This window comes from Flavobacterium cheongpyeongense (assembly GCF_003202435.1).
Taxonomy (GTDB): Bacteria; Bacteroidota; Bacteroidia; order Flavobacteriales; family Flavobacteriaceae; genus Flavobacterium; species Flavobacterium cheongpyeongense.
The window spans coordinates 303576-324974 of the sequence record NZ_QJHK01000003.1 but is presented as its reverse complement, the minus strand read 5'-3'; the positions used below and the strand labels follow the sequence as shown (position 1 = coordinate 324974).

Below are 21399 nucleotides of genomic sequence, written 5' to 3'. Positions count from 1 at the left end.
AGTCTCAGTAAAAAACTGTAAACTAGAAACTGAGACTGTAAGCTTTTTTAATTCGCTACTTCACTAATAAATTTAATACGCATCAGTCGTAATTCATCAATATCATATTCACCATCGAATTCCTTAAGTGCATCTTCGATTTTATCAGATTCTGATTCCATGAAATAATCGTGAATTTCTTCCTGCTGATCATCATCAAGCATATCATCAACCCAATATTTGATATTTAATTTAGTTCCTGCATACACAATCATTTCCATTTCTTTAATCAGGGCATCCATAGAAAGCCCTTTGGCAGAAGCAATATCACTTAATGGTAATTTTCGATCTATATTCTGAATGATATATAATTTATTGGCTGAATTGACTCCGGTAGATTTCACTACTAAATCATCCGGACGAATAACGTCATTATCCTCTACATAGCGACTTATTAAAGCAATAAAATCGTTACCATATTTTTTAGCTTTCCCTTCACCAACTCCGTGAATATTGTACAATTCGGTTAAGGTAATCGGGTATTTTAAAGCCATATCCTCAAGAGATGGATCCTGAAAAACTACAAAAGGAGGAACTCCAAGTTTTTTGGCTACTTTTTTACGCAATTCACGTAACATTCCCATTAAAACTTCATCTGCAGTTCCGGATGATTTTGCTGCGGTAACAATAGCATCATCTTCAGATTCGTTATATTCATGATCTTCAGACATCATAAACGAAACCGGTTTTTCAATAAAACCCAAACCTTCCTGAGTAATTTTCACCACACCGTATGTTTCAATATCTTTCGATAAATAACCTGTTACAAGTACTTGTCTCAGCAATGCCATCCAATACTTTTCATCATGATCAGATCCGGATCCAAAATAAGACTGAGCATCTGTCCTGTGTGCTTTTATAACAGCATTAATACGCCCTATTAATGTAAAAACAATTTCTTTTGATTTGTAAATATGCTTGGTGTCACGAACAATTTCTAACAATTTAACAACCTGATCTTTTGCTTCAATTTTATTTTTAGGATTACGAACATTATCATCCATATCAGCTCCATCACCGTCATCCGGAAATTCTTCACCAAAATAGTGCAAAAGAAACTTTCTTCTTGACATTGATGTTTCGGCGTAAGCCACAACTTCCTGTAATAAAGCAAAACCTATTTCCTGTTCGGCTACCGGTTTACCAGACATAAATTTCTCTAGCTTTTCTACATCTTTATAAGAGTAGTAAGCTAAACAATGTCCTTCTCCTCCATCACGTCCGGCACGACCTGTTTCCTGATAATAACTTTCGAGAGATTTTGGAATATCATGATGAATTACAAAACGAACATCCGGTTTATCGATTCCCATTCCAAATGCGATTGTAGCGACTACCACATCAACATCTTCCATCAAAAACATGTCCTGATGTTTGGCACGGGTTTTAGCATCTAAACCTGCGTGATACGGAACAGCGCTGATTCCGTTTACCTGTAAAACTTCGGCAATCGATTCTACTTTTTTACGGCTTAGGCAGTAAATAATTCCGGATTTCCCTTTATGTTGTTTAATAAACCGAATAATATCTGATTCGATATTTTTAGTTTTAGTACGAACTTCGTAGTATAAGTTTGGTCTGTTAAATGATGCTTTAAAGGTATTCGCATCGGACATATCCAGGTTTTTCAAAATATCTTCCTGAACTTTTGGAGTTGCAGTAGCAGTAAGCCCTATAATTGGAACTTTTCCTAATTGCTTAATGATATTTTTCAGATTTCGATATTCAGGTCTGAAATCATGACCCCATTCTGAAATACAATGTGCTTCATCAATTGCTACAAATGAAATAGGCACACTTTGTAAAAAAGCTACATATTCTTCTTTTGTCAGGGACTCCGGAGCAACATATAAAAGCTTGGTCATACCAGAGGTAATATCTTTTTTTACCTGAGCAATTTCTGTTTTTGTTAAAGATGAATTCAGCACATGAGCGATCCCATTTTCCGAAGAAAGACTTCGAATGGCATCAACCTGATTTTTCATTAATGCAATTAGAGGAGAAACAACGATAGCTGTTCCGTCCTGAATTAAAGCAGGCAGTTGATAACAAAGAGATTTACCACCTCCGGTTGGCATAATTACAAAAGTATTTTTTTTATTTAAAATACTTGTAATGACTTGTTCCTGCAAACCCTTAAATTGGCTAAAGCCGAAATACTTCTTTAATTCTTTATGTATTTCAATTTCGTTTGAATTCATTCTTTATATTAATGGTATTTTTGTATAAATTTGCATTATAAAGATACAAATTTCTTTCACATTCACAAATTTTAACTTTCCTGTTTTGGTTACAAAAGAAAATATTTTAGCTATCGCAAAAAAAACAATACTCTCTGAAAGCGAAGCAATTACAAAGCTAATTGATTTTCTTGATGAAAATTTTTACGAGGCAACCCAACGTATTTACGAAACAAAAGGCCGATTAATTGTTACAGGCATTGGAAAAAGTGCCATCATTGCACAAAAAATGGTTGCCACATTCAATTCAACCGGAACGCCTTCGATGTTTCTTCATGCATCTGAAGCGATTCATGGCGATTTAGGAATGATTCAAAACGACGATATTATCATTTGTATTTCAAAAAGCGGTAACAGTCCTGAAATCAAAGCCTTAGTCCCTTTACTAAAACGTTTTGGAAATATTTTGATTGGAATGACTGGAAATATAACTTCGTTTTTAGCAAAAGGTTCTGATTATGTTTTAAACACCACTGTTGAGATGGAAGCCTGCCCTATAAATCTGGCTCCTACAAACAGTACAACAGCACAGCTTGTCATGGGTGACGCTCTTGCTGTCTGTCTTATGGAAATGCGTGATTTTAAACCCGAAGATTTTGCGGTTTATCATCCTGGAGGAGCTTTAGGAAAAAAATTATTACTCCGCGTAAAAGACATGATTGAGAATTCTTTAAAGCCGATGGTTTCGCCGGACACATCTGTCAAAAAAGTAATTTTTGAAATCTCCGAAAAAAGACTTGGTGTAACTGCTGTTATCGAAAATGACAAAATAATAGGAATTATTACTGACGGAGATATAAGAAGAATGCTAAACGACCGAGATTCAATAGCAGATTTAACAGCCAAAGATATTATGAGTAAAAACCCAAAATTAGTTTCTTCAAACGCCATGGCCGTAGATGCCCTGAATATTTTAGAAGATTTTTCGATAACACAATTGATTGTTTCTGACGATGGGCAATACAAAGGTGTATTGCATTTACATGATATATTAAAAGAAGGGATTGTATAATGGCAAAGAAAAATCTTAACGAAATGTCTTTTTTAGATCATCTTGAAGAATTAAGATGGTTATTGGTAAGAAGTACAATTGCCATACTTGTAATGGCTTTTTTCACCTACTTTATTAGCGATTATCTGTTCGATGTTATATTATTAGGCCCTACAAGACCTTCATTTTTTACCTATCAATGGTTTTGCGACTTATCACATCAATTAGGATTTGCTGACAGTATTTGTATTACTGAAATGAATTTCATCATTCAAAATACTGAAATGGAAGGTCAGGTTAACATATTTGTATGGATGTGTATTTTATGCGGATTTATTCTGGGTTTCCCTTATATATTATGGGAGATATGGAAGTTCATCAGTCCTGCTTTATATGAGAAAGAAAGAAAAAATGCAAAGTTGTTTATTTTTGCCTCTTCATTACTTTTTTTCTTAGGTGTTATATTTGGTTATTATGTTGTAATTCCGATGTCGGTAAATTTTGTTGCAACATTTTCTGTGAGTGATCTTGTTCAAAACCAATTTACTTTATCTTCTTACATGGGGATGGTAAAAACAAGTATTCTTGCCAGTGGATTATTTTTTGAGTTACCAATCATTATCTACTTTTTAACCAAATTAGGCTTGGTAACACCTGATTTTTTAAGAAAATACTGGAAATATGCTGTAGTTATCATTCTTATTGTAGCTGCAATCGTTACTCCCCCAGATGTTGTAAGTCAAACAATTGTAGCGATACCAATGTTAATTATATACGAAATTAGTATTCTTATATCCAAAATTGTTTATAATAATAAAAACAAAGAAAATGTCTGATATTATTCAAGAATTTAACGACTATCGTTCTAAAATGAACGAAAAATTACTTGCCGATAACAATAAAATTGTAAAGCGAATTTTTAATCTTGACACTAATGCCTATGCACCAGGAGCTTTGGATATCAAAACAAAAGAACTTCTGGGCTTAGTAGCCTCTGCAGTTTTACGCTGTGATGACTGCGTAAAATATCATTTGGAAACAAGCCATAAAGAGGGCGTTACTAAGGAAGAAATGATGGAAGCTATGGGAATCGCAACTTTGGTTGGAGGAACAATTGTCATTCCGCATTTAAGAAGAGCTTACGAATTTTGGGAAGCTTTAGAGGAAGCTGAAACTAAATAATTGTTAATAGCTTTATTTGTTGAATCGTTTATTCGTTAATTTGTGCCGAATAAACGATTTGAACGTTTAAACGATTAAACTAAGAAAATGAAATTAAGAGCCGATAATTTAATCAAAACCTACAAAGGACGCAGTGTTGTAAAAGGAATTTCTGTTGAAGTAAATCAGGGGGAAATCGTGGGGCTTTTGGGCCCAAATGGTGCCGGAAAGACAACCTCTTTTTATATGATTGTTGGATTGGTAAAACCAAATCAGGGAAATATTTATTTAGATGATTTAAATATTACCGATTATCCAATGTACAAACGTGCACAGCAGGGAATTGGTTATCTGGCACAGGAGGCATCTGTTTTTAGGAAGCTAAGCATTGAAGATAATATCCTGAGTGTATTACAATTAACTAAACTTTCAAAAGAAGCTCAAATTGCAAAGATGGAGAGTTTAATAGAAGAATTTAGCCTGGAGCATATTCGTACGAACCGTGGTGATCTACTTTCTGGAGGTGAACGACGCCGTACCGAAATTGCTCGTGCTCTGGCCACAGACCCAAAATTCATCTTACTGGATGAACCTTTTGCCGGAGTTGACCCTGTTGCGGTTGAAGATATTCAGAGAATTGTAGCTCAGTTAAAAAACAAGAACATTGGAATTTTAATTACCGACCACAACGTTCAGGAAACCTTGGCTATTACCGACAAAACGTACCTAATGTTTGAAGGTGGAATTCTGAAAGCAGGAGTTCCTGAGGAATTAGTTGAAGACGAAATGGTTCGCCGTGTTTATTTGGGACAAAATTTCGAATTACGTAAAAAGAAACTGGAGTTTTAAAATTAGTAAAATGTGAAGGTGAAATGCCTGTTTTGCTTTTTACTTATCACATTTTACAATTTTTCAAAAAAGACTAATCCACAGTTATATATTGCAATTGCTGTAAATCTCCGTTATAAATATTTATATCAACTGTACGCTCAATTCCGGGGACAGTTGCTTTTTCAGTGAACTGCCAAAAAAGCCAGTCCTCTTCGATTTTCTCTCTGTAAAAATTGTAATTGGCAATCCAAAAAAGATATTCCCCAAATTCATCTTTTAGAAAATCTGCATAATATCGTTCTCCTGTATAAATTATCGGGCGTACTTTGTAATGGTTTTCTACTTTTAACAGCCAGCGTTTTAATCCTTTTTTCAAACTATCAAGAGATTGATTTTTTGGCAATTTTTCGATATCCAAAACCGGTGGCAAATCTCCTTTTTCTAATTTTACTGTTTTAATAAACAAATTAGCCTGCTCAATCGAATTTTCATTTGGACGATAATAATGATATGCCCCACGAATCATATTATTTTTCTTGGCACCTATCCAGTTTCTTTTAAACTGAAAATCCTTTCTGTCTCTGCCTACCGTAGCCCTGATAAAGACAAAATCCAATGGGTATTTTTGCTCTAAAGTATCTACATACGACCAGCTTATTTTACCCTGATATTCAGACACATCCAGTCCGATTGATTTCCCTTCATGTTTTACCAGAACCTGAAAATTACGAATATCAGACAATCGCTTATCTTCAATTTCTTTTTCGGACAACTTATTAGTTTTAAAACCTAAATAATAGGCTAATCCTCTGCGATAGTGATAGATAATTGCAACAAAAAATAATGCAAAAATTGATAAAGAAATAAAACGTACTATCCTGCTAAAAATAGATCTGCCGGTTTTTCTGGAAGTGGTTTTACGATAAGTCGCTTTTCTTGCCATTCTAACGAACTACTTTTTTCAAAAATTTATTATTAATCACTGATAACAATACATAAAAAATGATAATTACAGGAACTGCACTAAAGTGAAGCAACAAAAGCAAAACAATAGAAATTGCTAAAAACACAATCTGAAGTACATTATCTTTGAAAGTAAACTTTTTAACTTTTAATGCAAATAGCGGAATTTCAGCATTCAAAATATAAGCACTGGACAGCACAATAGCCAGCAAAACCGAATGATTAGTTAAGATTTCGAATAACATAAAAGAATCTGAATACTGAATTACTAAAGGCAGACTCAATATAAAAAGTGCATTTGCAGGCGTTGGCAAACCTATAAAAGAATCCGTCTGACGTGTATCTATGTTAAAATTAGCTAATCGGTAGCACGATCCCAAGGTTACAATAAATCCTAAAAACGGAATAAAAGCAGAAGCGATTACATCATTAGGATTGGCACTTTTTACAAACAAACTGTACATAACATATCCCGGCACTACCCCGCTGGTTACCATATCTGCCAAAGAATCCAACTGTAAACCAAGAGGGCTTGAAACTTTAAATAATCTGGCAAAAAAACCATCAAAAAAATCAAAAAATATTCCTAAGCAAACCATATAAAAGGCCATTTCATAATTTTTTCCCGAAACAAAAACTACTGCAACACAGCCACAAAAAAGATTGATTAGTGTAATTAAATTAGGAATGTGTTTTTTAATATTCATTTTTTATAAATTTGATAAACATAGAGAACAAATTTAGCATAATAACTCAATGTTATATGCGTTTTTAATAGAGTTTTTTATTCTGACATCTGACTTTTACATTATTTATCAAAAGGAAGAAATAAGCTCGGTAAAAAATTATATTTTTGGTAAAAAATTAAACAAGCTTAGGTTTGAAAAAATAAATACGTTGAAAAAAATCTTAGTATTTTTATTGTTTTGGAATTGCACTTCACATTATGCACAGACCGTCCGAAAATATTCGAATGAATTTATGAATATTGGGGTAGATGCTGCTGCCCTTGGGATGTCAAGTGCTGTTGTGGCTTCTACTAATGATGTCAATTCTGTATATTGGAATCCGGCAGGTCTAACACATCTTGCAGATCATCAAATCTCGTTAATGCATGCCAACTATTTTGCTAATATTGCACAATACGATTATATTGGGTACGCTAGTCCTATTGACGACAGGAGTGTGTGGGGAATTTCGATGATTCGTTTTGGGGTAGATGACATTATGGACACTACCCAGCTAATCGACAATCAAGGTAATATTGACTATAATCGAATTAGTTTGTTCTCTACAGCAGATTATGGGTTTACGTTTTCGTACGCCAGAAAATTACCCATTGAAGGATTTCAATATGGAGTAAATGCTAAAATCATTAGACGTGTGATTGGAAAATTTGCAAATTCATGGGGATTTGGATTTGATTTTGGTCTCCAGTTTGAGAAAAACGACTGGAAATTCGGACTGATGCTTCGGGATATTACAACTACCTACAACGTTTGGAATATTGATGAAGAGGAATATAAAAAAATCTCAGATGCTATTCCCGGAGAAAATCAGGAATTACCAGAAAGTACTGAAATTACTTTACCAAAGGCACAATTAGGAATTTCAAGGAAGTTTGAATTTCATAATGACACAAGTCTTTTGGTTGCGACAAATTTAAATATGCGTTTTGAACAGACAAATGATATAATTTCATCCAATATTGTGAGCATTGATCCGGCGTTGGGACTTGAATTTGGCTATACAGAACTTGTTTTTTTAAGAGGAGGAGTAGGAAACTTTCAAAACGTGACGCAATTAGACAATTCCGAAAAATTAAATTTTCAGCCTAATATCGGACTTGGTTTTAAATATAAAGGAATTCAGGTTGATTATGCACTGACTGATTTAGGAAATCAAAGTACAGCTCTTTACTCTAATATTTTTTCACTTAAAGTAGATTTAGGAATCTTCAGATAAGATTTATTATTAAAAAAATCCAGCAATGAGAGGTTTTACATTTCAAAAAATAATATTGTTATTACTGATGTTCAATTTTAGTTTTGGACAAAGTTTACCCTTATCAAAAGGAGCACATGTAAGTGTATTAACATGTGGTCTTGGCAACGAATCTTATTCTTTTTTTGGACATACAGCAATTCGTGTTTCTGATCCTTCAAACAACATTGATGTTGTATACAATTATGGCGCATTTGATTTCAGAACCCCAAATTTTGTGGCCAAATTTGCAAAAGGAGACTTACAGTATTTCGTAATTACACATTCTTACGCTGATTTTATAAATGAATACAACTATGAAAAAAGAAGCGTTTATGAACAGGAGCTTCTTATTCCACAAGATGCCAAACAAAAGCTTTTCGACAATCTAAACACTACGCTTCTTTCAGAAAATCGTTATTATACCTACAAATTCATTGATAAAAACTGTACTTCAATGGTGGTTGATGTCATTAATAAAACATTAAAAAAAGACGTAATTACCAAAAAGGAAAATACGGATAAAACATACAGAAGTATTTTATTCCCTTATTTTGATGGTCACTTTTATGAAAAGTTAGGCACCAGCATTATTTTTGGAACAAAAGTAGATCAGTTAGGCACTAAGATATTCCTTCCCTTTGAACTGAAAAACAGTTTAGAGAAAACAACTTTTCAAAATCATGCCTTTGTAAGTAAAAGCAAAACTATTTTAAATTTTGAAAAAGAAAGCCCTTCTTCCTGGTGGAATAATATTTACAGCTATATTATTATGCTTAGCTTTATTATCCTCATAAACAAAAGGTTTGTTGATAAAATCTATTTATTTATTTTATCAATAATGGGAATCTTTTTTGTTTCAATGGGATTTTATTCTTTCCATCACGAATTGGCGATGAATTATAACCTTCTATTATTTAGTCCGGTTTTATTGGTTTTAATTATTTTCTCAGTACTTAACAACAAAAAATGGACTTACAAATCAGCTGTCTTACATTTTATCTTATTAATAATTTATACGCTTTTCATAATTAACAAAGCACACTTTTTAATTGTTTTACCAATGATTGTTACTAGTGGAGTTGTTTTGGTAAGAGTAGCTATTAGAAATAAAAAAAGAATTCCGATAATAATCTAAGATTATTGACCCCGGTAGAATAAAACTGTAGTTATGGTTTTGAAGGTAATACTTAAATCCAGAAATATACTTCGATGCTTAATATAATATAAGTCGTATTGAAGCTTTATCAAACTTTCCTCTATAGATTCTCCGTATGAATAATTCACTTGTGCCCAGCCAGTCAGACCGGGTTTAATTACATGACGGGTTTCATAGAAAGGCATTATTTCGGCAATTTCCTTAACAAAAAATGGTCGTTCTGGTCTTGGTCCAATAATAGCCATATCTCCTTTTAACACATTTATAAATTGTGGAAATTCATCAATCCTTGTTTTGCGCATGAATTTTCCAAATGGCGTAATCCTTTTATCATTTGATTTTGCAAAAACAGCTCCATTACTTTCAGAATTTTCAACCATTGTCCTGAATTTATAAATTTGAAACACTTTTCCGTTTTTACCTACACGTTCTTGTGTGTAAAATAACGGGCCTTTATTCCAAAAGGAATTAAATATAAAAATTAAAGGAATAAAAAACGCACAAAAAACCAGACCAACTAAGGAAAAAACAAGTTCAATAAAGCCCACTAACAATAAATACAGCTTATTATTATTACTACGGCTAAATGGAAAAAAGCGATAAAAATCTCTGGCAATATACTGAACCGGAATACGTTGCGTTTTGCTTTCGTAAACCTGTGTATATTCTCTGATAATGTTTCCCGACTCAAGCAAATGAAGCAAATCCTGATATAAATCAGCTGTAATACCTTCTGTCTTTTGTGAAGCTATTATAATTTCAGAAATATTATTTTCTCTAACAAAATTCAATAAATTATCTTTTTCAATTTCTTTTATATAATTCAAAGAAAAATCTTGCTTATCCAAAAAATCTGAATTTACAAAACCAATAATCTTATAATGAGGATCAACATTTTCAAGTCCCAAAACGAGTTCATCAGCTTGATGTTTATTACAAATTAAAATTACGTTTTGTGAAAATCGATGGGTTGCTAAAAAGAAAACGTAAAAAAAACGCCAAAGCAATAAAGCCCCAAGAATTGTAAAATAAAAAATCAGAATAATCAATCGTTGTTTTGGGAGTTCCGGGGATAAAATAGGGGTAAATAAATACACCAAAGTAGCTGTTGTCACCGTTAGGGTAACGCTTCTGAGGATCTGGAACTGATTGCTGGCAATCTGAAGATTATACATCTCGAAGATCGCCCCGAAACCGCTAAGATAAACAATGAGTAAAACTGGCCTAAAATAATGTGCATTATCCAAATTAAAGTATGGATAATAAAAAAACATATCCATTAGATACAAAGCAAGCAAAATAAAAGCAATATCAAAAAGCCTAAGAAGTACTTTTCTTTCTGAAATTTCAAAATGCATTTTTTTGTTTGTTTGCATATATAGTATTTGATTTGAAGCTCTTTAATCTGAGACAAATGTATTATAAAAAACACAATTTAATCGACTGAATTTTCTGCTTTTTCAGGAATTTTCACCTGAACTAAAAGAAGTGACAAAGCATAAACAAAAGCAGGAGCAGCTATTCGCATAGCAGCATGATTAATCGTCAGGAGCCAAAAAAAATAAAATGACAAGAAATATAAATGCTGTCTATTGTTAATATAAAGAATAAATGGAGTGATAAAAAGTATCAGCAGACCAAAAATACCAAATAGTCCGTGCTCACTCAACATACGTGTTATTTCATTGTGTGACGCAATTTCCATCCCAAAAAACTCTTTTCTTACCTGTTTTCCCATTCCTGCCCCAACACCTGTAACAGGATTATCTATAAAGAGTCTAAGTTCTGCATCCATAATTTCTTCTCTTCCTCCCAAACGATCTTTTTTTGTTCTTCCTGCCGCATCCTGATTTGCATAACGTTTATTAATCAGACCTGAAGTCTGCAATGAACTATACGTCCAGATACCTACTGCCATTAAGCCCGTTAAGACAAAAACTAAAGTAAATTTTGTCCTGCTTTTTGAGTTGGAGAAATAATACAATAAAAATAGTAAGCACATAATCATGATTACTGCAGTCATGACGCCTCCCCTTGAAAAAGTAACAACAGCCCTATAACTTATAAAGAGCAGCAACAACCCATTCAAAATCATCATCTTTTTTGTTTTTGAGAACAAAATTAATTGCGTAAAAAAAACAAACATTCCTAAACCTAAAACAGTAGAAACCTGATTAGGGCCAAAACCACCGGATGTTTCAAAATTGGATTGTGTTCCAGTAATAACATCTTTCACACTTGGATTATATAAGAATAAATAGACTGCAGTTGTAACAACAGGTAATCCCATTGTAACTACAACATTCTGTAAATCGGAAAACAAGACCCTTCTTTTATACATATAAATAGCTGAAATTGCTAAACATACCGGGCCTGATAAATTAAAAACCAATAATTTTCGAACATCTGAATTAAAACTGGCATTTGAGGATGTGACTAAAATACCTGGAATTAATAGCAATAAAAAAGCCCAATACACAAAAGCATTCATAGAAAAATTACTATATGTCATACCCAAAAACATGAAAAAAATCACATTTACTTTGACATATTCATTATTAAAATTCCCTCCCGTCATTCGTAAAAAAACCTCAACACCCACCATATATGCAGCGATAATAAGAACTTCGTTATTTTTGTTTTTGGTTATATAGACAAAGTAAAACCCAATAACAGGAATTAAAAGCGCATAAATTTTTGATACGAAAGGAACAACAAAAACGACCAAAGCAATTAATGCATGGATTATTAAAAGATAAAAATAAGATAATCGAATGTTATTCATTTTAATTTTGACTATTTTAATGTGAATAAATCAACGAGTTCAACCACAAAATATATTCGTTAGTAATTGATTCTTCACTGAAATTTAATTTTATTTTATTTTTTAACCTCTGTCCAACAACATTTCTGTGACTTTTGTTTTCAATAAACTTTATAAGTGCGTTCGTGAATTGATCTACATTATTTGACTCTACAAGAAAACCTTCTCTGTCTGATGTAATAATTTTCGAAATTTCCCCCACATTGGTACTTACAACTGGCATCTGATGTAAACCATATTCTAAAACTGCCAATGGCAAACCTTCTGATAAAGAAGTTAAAACAGCAATATCACACTGTTTTAATACCGAACTAATATTTTGTATAGTTCCATAAAAAAAAATGTTTTCTTCTAATTTTAATTTTTTGATATGCCTCTTAATTCCTCTTGAATAATCATCCTCAAAGTCTTTTCCAAATAAATGAAATGTCCAATCTGGAAATTTTTTCTTCATTACACCAGCAACTTCTATAAGTAATTTATGGTTTTTTTGAGGGCGAAGATTGGCTACACAAATAATTCTTTTGCCTTCAATACCTTTTAATTCTATTTTATCATTTAACTGAAAAATGTTTGAAATAAAATTTGGAAAATAAACAACTTTAGAGCACAACAAATAAGACTCAGCCCACTTTTTTAATGATGAATTTACAGCAATACTTCCTTTAAAAAATACTGATCCGTACTTTAATCCAAGGCTTTTTCTAAAAGTCAAATCTTGAGAAATTCCGTAATGATCGTGCCAGATAATTTTTACTTTTGGAAAAGTCAATTTTACTAAAACAGCTATAAAAAAAGAAGAGCTATGTGCATGAACTATATCTACTTTATTGTTTTTTATAAACTTCCTTAATCTAAAAACAGCTTTTACATCAATTCTTTTCTTTTTGCCCAAAAACAAATACGGTACTTCTGCATAAATTTGACTTTTCAAAACGCCTTCTTTTCTGGTTGTCACTAATGCTGAAAACTCTATTTTTTTTGCTAAAGCGTTCGCATAATTAACAGCCATGCGCTCTGCACCGCCAGCTTCCAAAGAATCTATGATTTGTACTATCCTCATTTTACTAGTAGTTTTTTAATTTCAGCTTCAAAAACATCAGTCGTGTATTTTTGTGACCAGTCACTTGCTGATTTACTTTTAGAAAAAAAACTGTTGCAATCACTAAGGATTACTTTTATTTTTTGTTCATCTTTTTTTAAATCCATATCCAGCAGAACACCTCTCTTTCCATAATCCAGCATAAACGGAACACATGAAACTTTGGTTGCAACAGGTACGCATCCCCAAAACATTCCCTCGGCAATAGCTTTTGGCCAACCCTCGCTTTTAGAAGGCAATATTACAAAATGGCTATTTTTGCAAGTTTGTTTAATGACATCCTGATTTTGATTCCCTTTCAAAACTACATACTTTTCGAGCAAATTTTCCTGAATGTAATTTTCTAAATTTTCTCTTTCTGAACCTTCACCATATAATTCCAAAGTAACATTATTACCTTTTCTGATTAGCTTTTCAATTAATTTTACTGCATACAGAGGATTTTTGCCTAAAACTAAACTCCCTACAAAAACAAAATGAGTCCCTGAATCGAAACCCTTCTTTTTAATTGTTTCTTTTTCTAATCCTGAATATGTAGCTGTAAAAAAGGGTTTTATATTTTTTGATTGATTCTCCCATTCTCCATAAACCAAAACTTGCATATTTCGAGTCAAAAAAGTATTATTCAAAATATATTTTTGCAAACGATATGACCATGGCTGTTTACTTTTTGGATCCCAATTTCCGGCATATTTTGCAGTTTTTATCTTATTTGGAAACAAAACCTGAACCAAACAACCAATCAAACCCACATTTCCCGGACATCTCAAATGAATATGATCGGCATTTTTCATGGCCCAAAATATCTTCAAGAAAATTTCAGGCAATTTTAAAACTGCCAAAAAAATATTTTTTAAACCAATAAAATTGAAATTTGGGATAACTCTAAAATCAATTCTTTTATGATTATAGTCCAAATCGATTGCTGTTATGTCTTTATTTTCCAATGGAGCCACCACAATGACCTCATCAGTATATTTAAACCATATATTCATTTCACGTACATAGGGCGCATAACCAAAATATTGGTTTCCTTTTTGCTTGTGAACGACGTGTGTGATGATAGCAAATTTCATCAAACTAAATCTTTAATATTTTCATTTAAAACAATTAGATCACTGTTTTTATTCTCGTTAAAAACATATTTTTCATAGTAGCTTTTATAATATTCAATTACATTTTTTAGCATCTCATTTTTTTTATTATCAGACATAGAAAGTGCTTTGTCTATTATAAAATTAATATCGGAAATATTTTTATATACGAGGCAATTCAAATCATTTTCCAGAGAAGGATTTAGCCAATGAGGGTAATTTAAAATTGGAATAACCCCCACAGACATGGCCTCTAAAATATTATGACACATGGGCATTGTCATTCCTGGAGCACAAAAAATAAAATCAGCTGATGATAAATAATAGCGCCATTTGGATGTTGGAATAGCTCCTGACTGCCACTTCATTAAGACTAAGTTATTTTTAAAACACCCTGTAAATAAATCTTTTACCAATTCATCTCCTGAAATTGAAAGCACTTTTTTATGCTTCACAATTTCGTTGTAAATCTCCCATCTGTTAAGCAATCCAAAATTATGCTCAATAACGTTTGTATCATATATCTTCTCATCAAAATTGCCACTTATGAGAATACCAATATTCTTTTCGAGTGTATTAGAATCGGAGTTTAAATAATTGGCCGGATGCATAATATAGGGCAAAGCATCTTTTTGATAATGATGCGAAGAATATATTTTTTTGTAATTGTAATGAACTCTAAAGTCTGCTTTTTTATGATGGCTGAAGGTTTTTAATTTTGTTATTTTTGAAAATGGCTTTTTAAAATAAATATAATCGAGTTCATTAAACCATTTTGCCAAAAAAATCATTCTCAATAATGAAAACTTAATAACTATTGGCTCCTTATAAACTTCATGAATTCTAAAAAAAAGATTCAGGTAAGTCCTGACTTTAGTGCGATGGTTTAAATTAACATAAATAACCGGATTGTCCTGATTATAATACCGAACACATGAATAATTTAATCTAAACTCTTTTAGCTTTTTTAAAATCTTCTTTTTTAATATAAATATCATTTTTTTTATTTTGGCTTATTAAATAGTAAACTCCACCATCCAATAGTTCTGCCTAAAGCTTCTGTAAAGGCCTCCTTTTTATTTTTACCGGTTATAGCATTATTAAACCGGATAAAGGTTAGCAAAATAGTTATGGAATTCCATTTTAGACGATCTTTTAAAATTGGATCAGGATTTTTGACCCTCCAGACATACCATCCGTTTCTAACGACCATTTTACCATATTTATACTGATTAGGCCTGCCGGAAGGTTCGTGAAAATGAGACAATTGGGCAGCAGTATTTATATATAATTTTCCTGTTTTAGCAACTCGTAAAGTAAAATCAGCATCCTCATATAAACCATAGCCCTTAAAATAAGTAGAAAATGAAAACTTTTTAAAAACAGATTTTCTAAAAGACGAAACTCCGCCCATTAATTGTTCTACCTGATATATCTTATTTGTTGGAGGCAAAAAACCAATACTGCGGCCGTGAGAAAAACCCGGAGAAAAGCCTGGTGGGCAATCACTATCTAAGTTCAGTTTTTTTCTTAAAACAAACCTGCTTCCATCTTTTCTTTTCCATCCATCAAAATAAAATTCATTTACCTGAGGTATATAATTATCTGTTTTTTCCCACTTTATTTCATTAGAGATATAACCTCCAACTCCTAATGCATCAGGGAACAATTTGTATGTGTTCAATAAATTTTCAAAATAATCAATTTCCAGAACTGTATCGTCATCTAAAAAACAAATAACTTCAATCGTTTCATCTACATTATTAATTCCAAAATTTCTTTGTTTCGTAAGACCTCTATTTACTTCATCAACTAAAAAATATTTTAAATTCTGAAATTGATTTTGAATAACAATAAGTGCTGTATCATTGTTTAGGGAACCATCAACAATTAAAATTTCATCAGGGTATAAAGTCTGTTCCTTCACTGACTGCAATAATCTCAGTAAAGGCTCCGGTCTCATATAGGTACAAATGATTAAAGAAAATTTCATTCCTGATTTCTTAACTGATTAGCCCAATACAAACTTCTCTTCCATTGCTTTTTAAAATTGGAAAAATACCTAATCGGATTTTTTATGGACTGTTTTTTATAAAATTTGAGAAACAAAATAGTTTTATACCCTTTTATTTGCTTTTCATTTAAATGCAATATTTTATAGAGCATAACTGTTGGTGATGGTTTAGGCTGAATTACATCTTTTTGCCATGCCAAAACCGGTTTGGTTCTAAATCCGCCAATTGGCGCCTTTAAATGAATAATTTCTGGGTTTGGAAAATACAAAATATCGGTTCCTAAATTCCTTAATTGCATTCCAAAATCACTATCTTCTCCATAACCAAACTCAAACCTTTTATTATATTTTATATCTTCTAAAAATTGTTTTTTTACCATGCTACAACCTGAACCAAATGAGCTCCATTGCATTTGGATTTCAAGTTTTTTATTGAAAGAATATCCTTCCTCATAACAAGCCAATGTTAGCACGTTGACACCAAATTGATTAATTTTTAAAAATACCCCATCCAAAAAGCCTTTATCTATCCTTATATCATCATCAGCCATAAATACCCATTCGCTTTTTACTTCAGCCAAAGCTAAATTTCTTGCGTTACATGCGCCTGCCTGATGTGTAAAAATATGTTTTATATCGAAATTCCAAATTTCATTTTCAAGATAATCAAGTTCTGAAACACTATCTGGATTTGGATTCTGTTCAACAATAATAACATTTTTAGGAAGATGGGTTTGCTTTGCTAAATCTTTTAAAACATCATACAGATACTCTTTTCTTCCAATAGTAGGTATAATGACATCTACAGTCCCTAGTTCAACTACTCTTTTTGTTGACTGAACATCAATTTTTTCCAACAAATTATCTTTTAACTTTCTTTGAGAATAAAGGAATGAATAAAATAAAGGCAACAAAGCAATTCTATTTTTATATAAAAGAAAATTAAGAAATAACAAAAATATCCAACGGGTTTTATAATGTTGTTTTACAAAACGAAATAAAATAAAATTGCTGTTTTTATGAATTTTGTTTTGGTATTTAATTCCACACAATAATTGGGGCTCAGAATAACAAAAAAGTCCGTGTGGCATTGCGAGTTTTGCCAATGAATACAGAAAATAATCCAAATTATATGAAACCTTAACATCCTCCTTCAAAGCTAGTAAAACAGAAGCGTGAATACCTCCAACACTACTACTCATCAACCAGGTAGGGTAAATAACATTTTTATTGATATTCAAAAAAGGAGATTCTTCAACATAGCCAATAGCGTCTGACAAAAATGAATTCTGAAAAGGATTATAAGATGCCATTATCTTTTGATGATGAAAAATTGTATGAAATTCAGCAACATTCAAATTAGATTTAAAATCTGAATGGCACCAAATCACTAACTCTTCAGGAAAAGCAATTGCAATTTCAAATAAAGTTACTGCAATATTTTTATCTGAAAAAGACAGCTTTTTAATTCCATCATTAACGCCGATTACTTTATTATTTTCATGATAAACAATTATCATTATTATTTATTTTTTTGACTAATTATTTTTTTGTAAAATTCTATATTCTGACTAGCTATTATACTTATGTCAAAATATTCTTCTACTTTATCTCTCGCAGCCTGTACAAATTTAAAACACAAAACTTCATCCTTCATTAAGTCATTTATTTTTTGTGCAAAAACCTCATGATTGGTTGGATGCACTAAAAAGCCGTTTTTCCCTTCATCAATCATTTCTTTTGCCCAACCTACATTTGAGGCTACAATTGGTTTTTTCATTGCCATGGCTTCTAACCAGGAAACCGGGAAAGCTTCTGCAAAGGATGGAAAAACACAAACTGTTGCTTGTTGAATTTTTTCTTTTATTTCGATATATGGAACACTTCCTAAATATTCTACATTTTGCTTGGCCTTATCTGAAAATAATTCCTGCATCATTTGCCAGGTCGAAGAATTTCCTGAAATAATATCAGGAACGTCTCTACCTATCAAAATCAATTTTGCATCAGGGATATTTTCTAATACTTTGTTAAAAATCAACGGCAACTCCAAAAGCCCTTTTTTTCTAATTAGACTTCCAAAATATAATATAGTTTGCTGTTGCCTGTAAGTTTCATTATTTGCCTGAAATAAATTAACATCAATAGGGTTAGGGATTACAGTAAATTTCTTATTCAATCCAAAAATTATATTTGTTTTATCTGCTGTATACTGACTTACAGACAATAATCCGTCTGCATTTTCTAATGCCCTTTTTTCGTGAAATTTATTAATATTTTTTACTTTACGATTCTCCAAATGACAAAAATACGTATCTGACCCATTTAATCTTATAATTAACGGACATGATTTTGGTTTTATAAATGAAGTTATCCCTGTCCAGTCTGGTGCTTCTACTAAATCAATTTTTTTTTCTGAATATAGTTCATTAATTATTCTTTCGATTTTTTTTCTGGTTAAAAACCATGATAAGCCTTTGAATTTTACATTTTTTATTTGCTGAACAAAAATTCCATCATCACTAAATGTGTTATCCTCCTTTTGACCATAAACTAATATGCGCACAGAAATTCCTTTTGCTAAAAGTCCAATTGCTAAGTTTTTAATGCTTGTCCCGATTCCTCCTGAGTTTCCTGTTTTGGAGTGTGGGTATTCCGGAGTTAAAAAGGCTATTTTCATTTTTATTTATTAAAGAAATCTTTTAAAATAGTGGCTGTAAATAATCTGGCACCAGTATCAGTCATATGTCCACAAGATGAAAAATATTTATTCTCGACAACCGCATTTTCGTAATTATGAATTTCTGGATAAGCTTTTTTTACCTTTTCAAAATAATTCATTCCTGCTACATTTTCGCACATTGGTGTCATTACAGCAATAAAATTGATTTTTTTTTCTTTGCAAATATTCTTTATTTCTTCATAATACTTATTGTGCTTTAAAGGATTTAGATTCACAATATTATTTTTCATATTCCCATTTTTGTGTTTTGCTAACGGGTAATAACCTAAATTATCTAAAGCATTTGTTTTTTCTCTCTTTACTATTTTATAAGTTTCCCTAAATCCAATTTTACCGTCATATTTTATATACCTGTAAAAAGGAATATAATACAGCTCATTAAAATTTTCGTTCGATTGAAAATGTTGCTTTATAGTTTGAGAATTATGAATATATGGAAGAAATAATGCAGCTATTCCTTCGGCCTGATGATCATTGGAAAGATTTAAATCAGCCTCTAAAATTACATTTTTAATACTATATTTTCTTTCAATCATTAATTTCAGCAATAATGATGCTTCAAACAAATGCCCTCCACTCATCCCGTAATTAAATGTTTTCAATCCTTTATCCTCAAACATTTTTGAAACAAAATGATTATTAGCCCGAGATGAACCCAAAATTACCACATCATAATTTTGTGATTTTGAATTAAAAACAGTTTCAATTTTCCCTCTGTTTTTGGATTGTAAAAAAACATAAGTATAGAGTCCGTCCATCAAAACGGCAATTAAAACTGTTATGAGTAAAACTTTTGCTGTATAAATTAGAAATTGCTTCATTAAAACTGGAAATAAATAAATTCTTTATAATCTGAAAAGGTTCCAAAAGCCATAATTGCCATAATTGCGAAAGCCAATTTTAACAGGCTTCTTTTACCTGAAAGAGGCTCAATTTTAGCCCGGCTATTCCATTCTACCAAAACAAATAATCCAATCATAAGAAGCAATTCGTAATTATAACGCTCGTTGTCTAAATATTGAAAGCCAAATTCTTTATTAGTAAAAATTCGTTTCAAATACAAAATAGCATCTGTTATGGTTTTAGCTCTAAAAAATATCCAGGCGATACAGGTTAGAAAAAAAGTATAAGAAATACTTATCAAGATTTTGACAGAATCTAAATCAAATTTTAACTGAAAGACATCCATATTGTTTCGATTACTGTTTCGCAACAATAAGGGTAAAAAGTAAACTGCATTTATAAATCCCCAGACGATGTAGGTCCAATTGGCTCCATGCCAAAATCCGCTTACGACAAAAATGATAAAAGTATTTCTGATTTTCATCCATAATCCTCCTTTGCTTCCTCCTAATGGTATGTACAAATAATCACGAAACCACGATGAAAGCGATATATGCCAGCGACGCCAGAACTCTGCAATATCTCTTGAAAAATAGGGATAATTGAAATTTCGTAATAAATCCAGCCCAAATAATTTCGAAACCCCAAGGGCAATATCTGAATATCCTGAAAAATCCCCATAAATTTGAAATGCAAAATAAACTGCCCCTAATATAAGGGAGAAAGAATTCATCGAAGTATAATGATCAAAAATGGCATTAGCGTAAGTGGCACAAGTATCTGCAATGACAACTTTTTTAACTAATCCCCAGATGATTTGGTAAATACCTTCTTTGGCTTTTTCAAAATTAAACTCCCGTTTTACTTTTACCTGTGGTAATAAATGAGTAGCTCTTTCGATTGGTCCGGCTACAAGAAGCGGAAAGTAGCTTACAAACAATGAATAATCTATAAAATTATATTCGGCTTTAATTCGCTTATAATAAATATCAATTACATAAGACAAGCCGTGAAAAGTATAGAATGAGATTCCGACAGGAAGAATTACATTTAATAAAACTGGACTTGTTTTTAACCCTACTGAATTTAATAATTCTGAAAAGGAAGCCGCAAAAAAATTATAGTATTTAAAGATTCCTAAAAACCCTAAATTGACTAATATACTAAGCCAAAACCAAAATTTCCTGAGTTTCTCTGACTTTCCTTTTTCGATCTGAATTCCGGTATAATAATCTAAAAAAGTAGAGAAAACTAACAAAAAAAGGAATCTCCAGTCCCAACAAGAATAAAAGTAATAACTGGCAATAATCAGTAAAGCATTTTGAGTGCTTTTGGTTTTATTAAAAACAAACCAATACAAGAAAAAAACGATTGGTAAAAAAATAGCAAATGCTATGGAGTTAAAAAACATA

The 21399-nt window shown here is 31.7% G+C and carries 19 protein-coding genes; 6 read left to right on the top strand and 13 right to left on the bottom strand.

Annotated features, from left to right (window positions below):
* Nucleotides 1–47: 47 nt before the first annotated feature.
* Nucleotides 48–2240, bottom strand: a complete 2193-nt coding sequence (gene recQ / locus DMB65_RS05580) for a DNA helicase RecQ (RefSeq protein ID WP_110305663.1) — start codon at nucleotides 2238–2240, stop codon at nucleotides 48–50.
* Nucleotides 2241–2325: 85 nt separating this feature from the next.
* Here recQ and DMB65_RS05575 point away from each other — a divergent pair, with 85 nt between their 5' ends.
* The 4 genes from DMB65_RS05575 to lptB all read left to right on the top strand — a co-directional run bounded on the left by DMB65_RS05575 (nucleotide 2326) and on the right by lptB (nucleotide 5280).
* Nucleotides 2326–3291 (top strand): KpsF/GutQ family sugar-phosphate isomerase, encoded by a 966-nt coding sequence (locus DMB65_RS05575; RefSeq protein WP_165834872.1) that lies wholly within the window; start codon nucleotides 2326–2328, stop codon nucleotides 3289–3291.
* Complete coding sequence (gene tatC, locus DMB65_RS05570) at nucleotides 3291–4106, top strand: twin-arginine translocase subunit TatC (protein WP_110305662.1); 816 nt, start codon at nucleotides 3291–3293, stop codon at nucleotides 4104–4106. Before DMB65_RS05575 ends, tatC begins: the two co-directional genes overlap by 1 nt.
* Nucleotides 4099–4452 (top strand): carboxymuconolactone decarboxylase family protein, encoded by a 354-nt coding sequence (locus tag DMB65_RS05565; RefSeq protein ID WP_110305661.1) that lies wholly within the window; start codon nucleotides 4099–4101, stop codon nucleotides 4450–4452. Before tatC ends, DMB65_RS05565 begins: the two co-directional genes overlap by 8 nt.
* 87 nt (nucleotides 4453–4539) lie before the next feature.
* The gene (gene lptB / locus DMB65_RS05560; protein WP_012022391.1) at nucleotides 4540–5280 is read left to right on the top strand and encodes an LPS export ABC transporter ATP-binding protein; all 741 of its coding nucleotides are present in this window, start codon (nucleotides 4540–4542) and stop codon (nucleotides 5278–5280) included.
* 73 nt (nucleotides 5281–5353) lie between these two features.
* Here the strand turns inward: lptB and DMB65_RS05555 are convergent, their stop codons facing one another.
* Entirely contained in the window at nucleotides 5354–6205 is an 852-nt protein-coding gene (locus DMB65_RS05555; protein WP_110305660.1) for a glycoside hydrolase family 25 protein, read from the bottom strand.
* Between the two features lies 1 nt (nucleotide 6206).
* Nucleotides 6207–6932, bottom strand: a complete 726-nt coding sequence (locus DMB65_RS05550) for a CDP-alcohol phosphatidyltransferase family protein (RefSeq protein WP_110305659.1) — start codon at nucleotides 6930–6932, stop codon at nucleotides 6207–6209.
* Nucleotides 6933–7122: 190 nt separating this feature from the next.
* On the opposite strand from DMB65_RS05550, the gene DMB65_RS05545 reads away from it, so the two are divergent.
* A complete protein-coding gene (locus DMB65_RS05545; protein WP_449403995.1) occupies nucleotides 7123–8190 on the top strand; it encodes a putative type IX sorting system protein PorV2 in 1068 nt (355 codons plus the stop codon).
* Between the two features lie 25 nt (nucleotides 8191–8215).
* Nucleotides 8216–9346 carry an Lnb N-terminal periplasmic domain-containing protein gene (locus DMB65_RS05540; protein ID WP_110305658.1) on the top strand — a complete coding sequence of 377 codons (1131 nt, stop codon included), beginning with the start codon at nucleotides 8216–8218 and terminating at the stop codon, nucleotides 9344–9346.
* Between the two features lie 2 nt (nucleotides 9347–9348).
* Here the strand turns inward: DMB65_RS05540 and DMB65_RS05535 are convergent, their stop codons facing one another.
* From DMB65_RS05535 to DMB65_RS05490, 10 genes are read right to left on the bottom strand one after another with little or no spacing between them, the layout of a single operon-like run.
* Complete coding sequence (locus DMB65_RS05535; protein ID WP_110305657.1) at nucleotides 9349–10743, bottom strand: sugar transferase; 1395 nt, start codon at nucleotides 10741–10743, stop codon at nucleotides 9349–9351.
* Between the two features lie 59 nt (nucleotides 10744–10802).
* Nucleotides 10803–12152 carry an O-antigen ligase family protein gene (locus DMB65_RS05530; protein ID WP_110305656.1) on the bottom strand — a complete coding sequence of 450 codons (1350 nt, stop codon included), beginning with the start codon at nucleotides 12150–12152 and terminating at the stop codon, nucleotides 10803–10805.
* Nucleotides 12153–12168: 16 nt separating this feature from the next.
* Nucleotides 12169–13254, bottom strand: a complete 1086-nt coding sequence (locus DMB65_RS05525; RefSeq protein ID WP_110305655.1) for a glycosyltransferase — start codon at nucleotides 13252–13254, stop codon at nucleotides 12169–12171.
* Complete coding sequence (locus DMB65_RS05520; RefSeq protein ID WP_110305654.1) at nucleotides 13251–14369, bottom strand: glycosyltransferase; 1119 nt, start codon at nucleotides 14367–14369, stop codon at nucleotides 13251–13253. The genes DMB65_RS05525 and DMB65_RS05520 overlap by 4 nt, the downstream gene beginning before the upstream one ends.
* A complete protein-coding gene (locus DMB65_RS05515) occupies nucleotides 14369–15385 on the bottom strand; it encodes an ATPase (protein WP_110305653.1) in 1017 nt (338 codons plus the stop codon). Before DMB65_RS05515 ends, DMB65_RS05520 begins: the two co-directional genes overlap by 1 nt.
* Nucleotides 15386–15390: 5 nt before the next feature.
* A complete protein-coding gene (locus DMB65_RS05510; protein WP_110305652.1) occupies nucleotides 15391–16380 on the bottom strand; it encodes a glycosyltransferase family 2 protein in 990 nt (329 codons plus the stop codon).
* Nucleotides 16377–17921: a glycosyltransferase family 2 protein gene (locus tag DMB65_RS05505; protein WP_110305651.1), complete on the bottom strand. Its 1545-nt coding sequence runs from the start codon at nucleotides 17919–17921 to the stop codon at nucleotides 16377–16379. Before DMB65_RS05505 ends, DMB65_RS05510 begins: the two co-directional genes overlap by 4 nt.
* Nucleotides 17922–17923: 2 nt before the next feature.
* Complete coding sequence (locus tag DMB65_RS05500; protein ID WP_110305650.1) at nucleotides 17924–19081, bottom strand: glycosyltransferase family 4 protein; 1158 nt, start codon at nucleotides 19079–19081, stop codon at nucleotides 17924–17926.
* Between the two features lie 2 nt (nucleotides 19082–19083).
* On the bottom strand, nucleotides 19084–19965 hold the full coding sequence (locus DMB65_RS05495; protein WP_110305649.1) for a hypothetical protein: 882 nt from the start codon (nucleotides 19963–19965) through the stop codon (nucleotides 19084–19086).
* A complete protein-coding gene (locus DMB65_RS05490) occupies nucleotides 19965–21398 on the bottom strand; it encodes an MBOAT family O-acyltransferase (RefSeq protein ID WP_110305648.1) in 1434 nt (477 codons plus the stop codon). The genes DMB65_RS05495 and DMB65_RS05490 overlap by 1 nt, the downstream gene beginning before the upstream one ends.
* Nucleotide 21399 lies beyond the last annotated feature (1 nt).